Below are 6,248 nucleotides of genomic sequence, written 5' to 3'. Positions count from 1 at the left end.
TGCTGCAGGTTCTCCTGCAGATGGCTTTGCACACGGCTGTCCGTCGCCCGTATCTCACGTGTCAGACGCCGCATCCGCTTCATGTAGAGCTTGCTGCACAGCAACGCCAACGGCATGATAAGCAGGATGACGACAGCCATCCGCCGGTCGAGACAGAACAGGAACAGCGCGGCGCCGGCCAGTTGGAACAGCGTGGTTCCGACCAAGGGGATGGAACCCGCCAGCAGGTCCGTCACGGTACGGACATCCTCCTCCATGCGGTTGAGCATATCGCCGGAATGGAATGTCTCGCGACCGTTCCACCGGCTTTTCAGGATATGTTCGAGCAGATCCTGCCGCAGTCTGTTGCGCAGGCTGATCTCCGTGTGCGCATAGAGACGGCTGACAAGTGCGGACAGCAGCAGTTGCAGGACGATGCATCCCGCCATGGCCGCCAGTCCCAGGATGATGTTCCCGTCCGCCTGATGGGTGGCGGTATCTATCAGGTGCTTGCAGAACCAGACGAACGTGAGGGACACGCCGATGCGAACTGTCCCGGCAAGAATACCCGCCAGAATGGGGGAGCGATATCCCCGTGAGGCGTTCCACAGCCATTCCGCTCCTTCTTTCATACTCATTCCCGCCTTCATATCCATACCCGTCTGTATATGTACAGCAAATACCGGCGGATAGGGAGCAGCCTGCCCCATATCTTCGCCTTGCACCGTTCACCCCCTGCGTCGCAGTCCACATAACGGCCGTTACGGATAATTCTTGTGACAACTCCCGTTATATCGGGAAACCGACAACTTTCCGTTTCCTTTAGATTCCCGTCGCCCATTAGGACAATCTCCGCGCCATGGATGCGGACGATACGGTGCAGCACATACCGGCTGTCGGGCAGGTGTGCCAGGGCGATTTGCCAGACCTGTAACGCCTGTATCCCGGAGGGACGCCGTACAAGCACACTGTCACGCCCTCCGACAATGAAGGGGAGCATGCTGTTTCCCGTAGCCTTCAGCATGACCGACCGTCCGTCGGCCAGCATGTTCTCCACCTCCCCAAGCAATGAGGCGTTGGGGAGCAGAAGCCTGTCGGCATGGGCATGATTGAATGTATCGTCTGTCTTCATTTTCATACTGCAAAAATAGTGAAAATAAACGGAAATAAGCGGCCGCAAACAGCCTTTTTGTAGGGCATCGAACAGAAAAAAGGAAAGGGAGTCTGTTGGTAAACGTCCCAAGTGATAATATAGGTGAAGCTATCAAATTATATGATGAAGCGACTCTGGAGCATGGAATGGGTAACGGTTTAACGGCGTAACGCGCTGTTAAACCGTCTGGTTTTCGTTACCCAAAGACAACTTGCTGTCCGCAGGAGCGGACCACGTATCTCCAATAATTATTGTGTATCAGACTATTGCGTGGCTATTTTCCTGTGATTTGTTGGGCATTTCCATCAGATATTAGCCGGCTGTTCTCCCCATTAAAGGGTAGATATCTCTTCATAACCATGTGACTTACGCCCATAATTCGAGAATAAGGAGGCGCATATACGGGAAATCTGCCCTTTAATGCCCTATTGTCCAAGCGTAAGGGCAGAGCCGCCAAAGATGAGCGATTTCGGAGAATCTTACGGTCGGAATTCAGCCGTGAAAGAGCTACCCGCCTGGAAGGAAGTTTTGAAACGCAGAAACAACATTATTCACTGGCCAGGATAAAAGCCAGAAACAGGAAAACGGAAGTACTTTGAGTTTTCTTTGGGATACATACAGCCAATGCGGTATGTATGATAGAAAAGGTCGAAAAGAAAAAAAAGAAAGGCAGCATAATCTGACTAAAATAAGAGGAAAAGAGGAGAGGTTTTAACTTCCCCTAAAAAATATATGTACATAATGCATGGGTGGGAAGAAAAAATAAGAATATGTAAATAATGTTCTATGAAAAAGATAGAAGACTGGGAGAATTGAACGAAAAAATCAAGAGAAAAGCTCACGTAAAGTAAAACTTTTTTCTTAATTTAGAAGAAAGAGGAACATTTACTGAATATCCATAAATAGAGAAAAACAAGTATTGACGGTTCTATTTTTTTACTTGTACTACTTGTATTGTTTATCAATATTTCAAAGAACTAACGTGGCTTCCGCCGCGCCTGCTTTCTTTGCGAAAGCGGATGCAAAGATAAGGACTTTTTCAGATAACTTCCAAACTTTTTCGAAGTTTTTTTTGTTTTTATTTTCTGATGCCTTAATCTTGTAGCAGAATGTCAACCATTAGGCTCTGTCTCTCTAGCAAAGCGGGTGCAAAAGTAGACAACTTATCAATAACATCCAAATATATCTGACTATTTTTCGGCTCTTTCTTGAAACTTTTTTTGTAACTCATTGATTGATAACGATGTCATAGAGTATGTTTTTTCAGATAGACACATCCTTATATGGAACACCTATACATTATTATATAGCGTACCCAAATGTAAGTTCTATTTTCCTATACCTAACAGAAATTCTATATACATTCAAGATTCCACGATCCACTTTTCGATATTACGAGTTTCTGCGCTAAAATTTACTCCTATTTTAAAAAGTTTTCGCTCATCCGTCTCGAAAGGTAAAGCATAATGCTTATCGTTAATCTGTTGCAAAGCCTCTTCTGCTGTGCCATTCAGTTTAAATTCCATTATATAAATAAATTTATCAGTCTGCAAGACAAGATCAATGCGCCCTTCACTCGTATGATACTCTACCTTGGTGTAGAAACCTAGCAGTTTAAAAACGATAAAAAGAACATTTTCGTAATGTAGTTCCTGATCCCGAATCACTTCGTAAGTAGTGTCTGCAAAGAAGCTTTGCAGGCGGTGGAAGAAAGAGTTATAATCACCCGCCTCCACTTCACGGACAAACTTCTGAATTTCAAACGGGGACTCGACCTTATTTACATTTGCATAATAGGGAAGCAAAAAATGAGCAGACTCTTTCCAAAACGGCGCGGACGACTCAAGAAGTAATAACTTCCGCTCTTGACCATTTGATACATTAATGCAGTTTTATCAATATAGAAATAACCGTCATTACGAATCTTTTCGAAATTCTGAATGCCGATAGGATAAATTTTATTGCTCATAATCTCTGCTTTTATAAATTAACGCCAGTCACCTGTCTTGCAAAGACATATATATTTTTAATAGAATTCCTTCTCACGCAAGGTTAAAAGATTCTTTTCCTCAAGCCACTATTACCTCTAATTTTCCCTACAATAAAGTTTGAAAAATAAAAAAACATCTGCCACCTGCAACAAAATCGAAATAACAAACTGACTGATAAACAATTATAGCGTTGCAGATACCGTTGCAGATACGTTGCAGATAAAAGTATCTGCAACACAGCGGTAAGAAGAAATATTGCACACCAAGCATCAAAGTTTATTTTCCTATCATTGAAGCGCTCGTTTCCTGCGTCAAAACTCCGGTTCCCAGGCGGGAAACTACAGTTTCCGCGCGTAGAAACGAGAGTTTCCAGCCAGAGATACTAGCGTTTCCCGCTAGAGACACTGGAGTTTCCATATAGAGAAACGACAGCGAAACCGTAGCTAAAGATTTTCAGAGAAGGAGATATACAAGACTAACCCCAGTTATAATCCTCCACGTAACCGTCGAAATACTCATCCAGACTAACGCCAAGCTCCTTGGCTACGGCAATAATCCGCCGTTGTTCGACCGGACTAAGGTTCATGTCTCCCCTACGTTTCAAATAATAGTTCTTTCTACCCATATATTCAATCATACGATAGCGAAAGGTATCTGCCACACGAACCGTAAGAGCACTAATCGTACGCATAAAGCCGCGTGCATAACGCACTTTCTCATTGGAACGGTAATAATCACAAGCACTTTTCATCGCTTTCAGCCGGTTGGGATTCATTATTGACAGGAAAACCCGCTCCGCCGGAGCATACTCTAAGGCGATATGCCGCAGACAAGTCGTGGCACGCGGACATTCTTCGGCTGCACACAAGCCGAAAGTATAAGGAACGATGGAATAATCGAATGGTTCTTTCATTGCTGTTTATCGGTTTTATTGTTATTAAATTCTACAAATGTACGGATAAAAAGGATAAACAGATAAAATATCCATGTTTATTTGCAAGAACGGGCAAATATGACTAACTTAGCAGAATATTATTAACAAAACAAAAGATGAAAATCACTCAATTAAGAGACAAGGACAAAACTACTGCGCTGACTACAATGGATATGGAAACGTGGATAGGAAAAACACGGACAGAAACAAAGACACAGCCTGTGTCCGCCTTCAGAGAAGTGTTGCGATATTCCCTGCCCGACTCACGCTGCTACGAAGCAGACAAGCTGCCGAAGATTCTTCCGGCTGCGGAATTCCGCAGGACGGAAGGTGGAAAACAAATGAAAAGTTATAACGGAATAGTTGAACTGACCGTCGGACCGTTGTCAGGCGGCCCGGAGATTACATTGGTAAAACAATTGGCATGGGAACAGCCGCAGACTCACTGCGTCTTTACCGGTTCGAGCGGACGGACAGTGAAAATATGGGCGAAATTTACACGCCCTGACAATTCGCTTCCACAGAAAAGAGAAGAAGCGGAGATATTTCATGCGTATGCCTATCGTTTGGCCGTGAAATGCTATCAGCCGCAAATTCCGTTCAGCATTTTACCCAAAGAGCCTAGTCTGGAACAGTACTCACGGCTATCACACGACCCGGAACTTATGTACAGACCGGATTCCGTTCCGTTTTATCTGTCACAACCGTCAGGGATGCCCGAAGAACTGACTTATCGGGAAGCGGTACGCTCGGAAAAGTCACCGTTGACACGGGCCGTACCGGGATATGACACGGAGCGCGCTGTATTCATGCTTTTCGAATCGGCTTTGAGAAAGACCCATGAAGAAATCTACGAAGCGGAAGATGAAGGTGCACCCGAAAGAGGGGAAGACTTTCAGGCTATGGTGACACAACTGGCTGTCAACTGCTTCCATTCGGGCATTCCCGAAGAGGAAACGGTGAAACGTACTATTTTCCACTATTACCTGCGCCGGCAAGAGGTGCTCATTCGTCAGTTGGTCAAGAATGTATATGAAGAACAAAAAGGGTTCGGAAAGAAGAGCAGCTTAGGGAAAGAACAGTACCTGTCACTCCAGACAGAGGAGTTTATGAACAGGCGCTACGAATTCCGTTACAACACCCAAGTGGGAGAAGTGGAATACCGCGAGCGGAACTCATTCCATTTTTACTTCAATCCTATCAACAAACGAGTGCTGAACAGTATCGCACTAGATGCGCAAGCCGAAGGTATTCCGCTATGGGACAGGGACATAAGCCGGTATATCTACTCCAACCGCATCCCTGTATTCAATCCGTTGGAAGATTTCCTCTACCATCTCCCCGTCTGGGACGGCAAAGACCGTATCCGCGGACTGGCGCAAACCGTTCCCTGCGAAAACAAGCATTGGGTGGACTTGTTTCACCGCTGGTTTCTCAACATGGTCATGCACTGGCGTGGGACAGATAAGAAATATGCGAATAATGTTTCGCCCCTGCTGGTAGGCCCGCAAGGTTGCCGTAAATCGACATTCTGCCGCAGCCTCATCCCGCCCGCCATGCGTGCATACTATACGGACAGCATCGATTTCTCACGAAAGACGGATGCCGAATTGTATCTCAATCGTTTTGCGCTCATCAACATTGACGAGTTCGACCAGATCAGCGCCACCCAACAAGGATACCTGAAACATATCCTGCAAAAACCGATTGTAAATATGCGCAAACCTTATGGAAACGCCGTGCTTGAAATGCGCCGTTATGCTTCATTCATCGCAACGAGCAACCAAAAGGATTTGCTGACCGACCCTACGGGCAGCCGCCGCTTTATCTGTATCGAAGTAACCGGAACGATAGATACAAACAAGGCGATAGATTATGAACAGCTTTACGCGCAGGCCATGTATGAGCTCGACCACGGCGAACGTTACTGGTTCGACCAGTCCGAAGAACAGATTATGACCAGAAGCAACCGTGAATTTGAACAAGTTTCACTCGAAGAACAGTTGTTTTATCGTTATTTCCGTCCGGCCAAAGAGAAAGAGAATGGCGAATGGCTTTCACCGGCGGAGATTTTGGAAGATATAAAGAAAAGCAGTGCCATACCGTTGTCAAACAAGCGGGTAAGTGTGTTCGGGCGAGTTCTGCGTAAACATGAAATCCCGTCGAAACGTGTACACAGAGGTACTGTCTA

The 6,248-nt window shown here is 45.6% G+C and carries 5 protein-coding genes and 2 pseudogenes; 2 read left to right on the top strand and 5 right to left on the bottom strand.

The features are described from left to right. Together BXY_RS23415 and BXY_RS23410 are read right to left on the bottom strand one after the other, a co-directional pair. The coding region (locus BXY_RS23415; RefSeq protein ID WP_015533087.1) for an ABC transporter transmembrane domain-containing protein at positions 1 to 635 on the bottom strand (635 nt) is incomplete at its 3' end. Beyond that, positions 626 to 979 carry a hypothetical protein gene (locus BXY_RS23410; protein ID WP_225629875.1) on the bottom strand — a complete coding sequence of 118 codons (354 nt, stop codon included), beginning with the start codon at positions 977 to 979 and terminating at the stop codon, positions 626 to 628. The genes BXY_RS23415 and BXY_RS23410, both read right to left, overlap by 10 nt. A 590-nt stretch (positions 980 to 1,569) precedes the next feature. Here BXY_RS23410 and BXY_RS23835 point away from each other — a divergent pair. Next, a pseudogene (locus tag BXY_RS23835) lies at positions 1,570 to 1,815 on the top strand (DDE transposase); the annotation flags it as partial. Between the two features lie 681 nt (positions 1,816 to 2,496). Here BXY_RS23835 and BXY_RS23400 read toward each other — a convergent pair. From BXY_RS23400 to BXY_RS23390, 3 genes and pseudogenes are all read right to left on the bottom strand, one after another. After that, positions 2,497 to 2,940, bottom strand: a pseudogene (locus tag BXY_RS23400) (PD-(D/E)XK nuclease domain-containing protein); the annotation flags it as partial. Further along, positions 2,913 to 3,101: an AAA family ATPase gene (locus tag BXY_RS23395; protein WP_015533084.1), complete on the bottom strand. Its 189-nt coding sequence runs from the start codon at positions 3,099 to 3,101 to the stop codon at positions 2,913 to 2,915. The pseudogene BXY_RS23400 and the gene BXY_RS23395, both read right to left, overlap by 28 nt. A 497-nt stretch (positions 3,102 to 3,598) precedes the next feature. Next, positions 3,599 to 4,036, bottom strand: coding sequence for a DUF6078 family protein (locus BXY_RS23390; protein WP_004304904.1), 438 nt, complete (start codon positions 4,034 to 4,036; stop codon positions 3,599 to 3,601). A gap of 137 nt (positions 4,037 to 4,173) precedes the next feature. Here BXY_RS23390 and BXY_RS23385 point away from each other — a divergent pair. Beyond that, a partial coding sequence (locus tag BXY_RS23385) for a BT4734/BF3469 family protein (protein ID WP_203462836.1) occupies positions 4,174 to 6,248 on the top strand: 2,075 nt, incomplete at its 3' end.

This window comes from Bacteroides xylanisolvens XB1A (assembly GCF_000210075.1).
In the GTDB taxonomy this organism is placed as follows: domain Bacteria; phylum Bacteroidota; class Bacteroidia; order Bacteroidales; family Bacteroidaceae; genus Bacteroides; species Bacteroides xylanisolvens.
The sequence above is the reverse complement of the archived record's forward strand: the minus strand, read 5'-3'. Positions and strand labels throughout refer to the sequence as shown.

Excerpts from the sequence above, each read along its gene's own strand:
- BXY_RS23410 (WP_225629875.1), bottom strand. The coding sequence starts at position 979 with ATGCTCCCCTTCATTGTCGGAGGGCGTGACAGTGTGCTTGTACGGCGT.
- BXY_RS23395 (WP_015533084.1), bottom strand. The coding sequence starts at position 3,101 with ATGAGCAATAAAATTTATCCTATCGGCATTCAGAATTTCGAAAAGATT.
- BXY_RS23390 (WP_004304904.1), bottom strand. The coding sequence starts at position 4,036 with ATGAAAGAACCATTCGATTATTCCATCGTTCCTTATACTTTCGGCTTG.